This window comes from Streptomyces sp. NPDC054840, assembly GCF_053611065.1.
In genome coordinates this window covers 4,669-6,234 of record NZ_JBSGZP010000445.1, presented here as the reverse complement: position 1 = coordinate 6,234, position 1,566 = coordinate 4,669, and the positions used below count along the sequence as shown (strand labels likewise).

The following is a 1,566-nucleotide window of genomic DNA, read 5'->3' as shown; positions in this document are numbered from 1 at the left end:
GCGCGCAAGGTGGTCGGCGTCGGGAGCGTGGGGACCCGCTGCTTCATCGTGCTGCTCCTCGGACGCGACGCCGACGACCCGCTCTTCCTGCAGATCAAGGAGGCCGTGCCGTCCGTCCTGCAAGGCCACCTCCCGGACGACGGGCACGATCACCAAGGGCACCGGGTGGTCGCCGGCCAGCGGCGCATGCAGGCCGCGGGCGACATCTTCCTCGGCTGGACGACCGGACCGGCCGGACGCCATTTCTATTGCCGGCAGCTGCGCGACATGAAGGGGTCGGCCGATGTCGCCCGGATGTCCCCGGGCCTGCTCGGCCGGTACGCCGAGCTGTGCGGCAGGGCGCTGGCCCGCGCCCACGCCCGTACCGGCGACCGCATCGCCATCGCGGGCTATCTCGGCGGCGCCGACACCTTCGACCGCGCCATAGCGGGCTTCGCGCTCCGCTACGCGGACCGGACCCTCGCCGATCACGCACTGCTGACCGCCGCTGTCGCCGCGAGGAGGATCACTGCCACCAGCGGCATCTGAACGTCCCGGCCCCAGACCGGCGCGCCGCTCGGCTCCGCGTCCCGGGCCGCCCGGTGGCGCAGCGGTCCTGGTCGGCGTCGGCGTCGTGACAGGCCCCTGTCGGACCCGTATCGATCACGGACGGGCGAATCCGGAGCCCGGCGCGTGGCATGGCGGGTCCGCCGTGGCACCCATGGGTCATGCCGCCGGTGTCAGCGTTCCTGCGTACGGCAGCGTCGTACGCCTGGCGCCTGCTGGTGGTCGGCGCCGCCGTCTACGCGTTCTTCGCCCTGCTCGGCCGGTTCCACGAGATCGCCGTGGCGCTCTTCCTCGGCCTCGTCGTCGCCGCTTTGCTGTGGTGGCCCACCCGGCGCCTCGCGCGCGTGCTGCCCCGTTCGGTGGCGGTCGCCGTCACCCTCCTCGGCAGTGCGCTGGTCCTGCTGGGCGTGCTGACCCTGGTCGGCACGGCGGTGGCGGGGGAGAGCACCACCTTGGCCCGGGAGTTCCGCCAGGGACTCGACAGCATCGAGGAGTACCTGGAGCGGCCGCCCTTCCGGCTGAACCCGAACGCGCTCTCCGACCTCCAGTCCCGCCTCGGCGACTACCTGTCGAGCCACCGCTCCACGCTGCTCAGCCAGGCGGTCAGCGGAGCCGGGCGCCTGGTGCACGTCCTGACCGTCCTCGCCCTCGGGGCCTTCTGCTCGTTCTTCTTCCTGCACGGCGGCGACCGGCAGTGGTCCTGGTTCTGCGCGCAGTTGCCCCGGTCGGTGCGCGCCCGCGTGGGCATCGCCGGCGCCGCTGCCTGGCGGACGTTCACCGGCTACACCCGCGGGATCGTCCTCGTCGCCGCGACGAACGCGCTCCTGGTGGGGGTGGCCCTGTACTTCCTCGGGGTCCCGCTGGCCGTGCCGCTGGCCCTGCTGGAGTTCTTCGCGGCCTTCATCCCGCTCATCGGATCGCCGGTCGCGCTGGCGGTCGCCGCGGTGGTCGCGCTCGCCGCGAAGGGGCCGTTCGTCGCGGGCCTGGTGGTCGCGCTGATCGTGGTCATCGGCCAGATCG

2 protein-coding genes are annotated in these 1,566 nt (G+C 73.3%); both read left to right on the top strand.

Annotated elements, in window-relative coordinates; translation table 11 throughout:
• Positions 1–528 (top strand): DUF2252 family protein (locus ACWGIU_RS26430; protein ID WP_453709768.1); only part of this gene is annotated, 528 nt, incomplete at its 5' end.
• Positions 529–707: 179 nt separating this feature from the next.
• The coding region (locus tag ACWGIU_RS26425) for an AI-2E family transporter (protein ID WP_453709766.1) at positions 708–1,566 on the top strand (859 nt) is incomplete at its 3' end.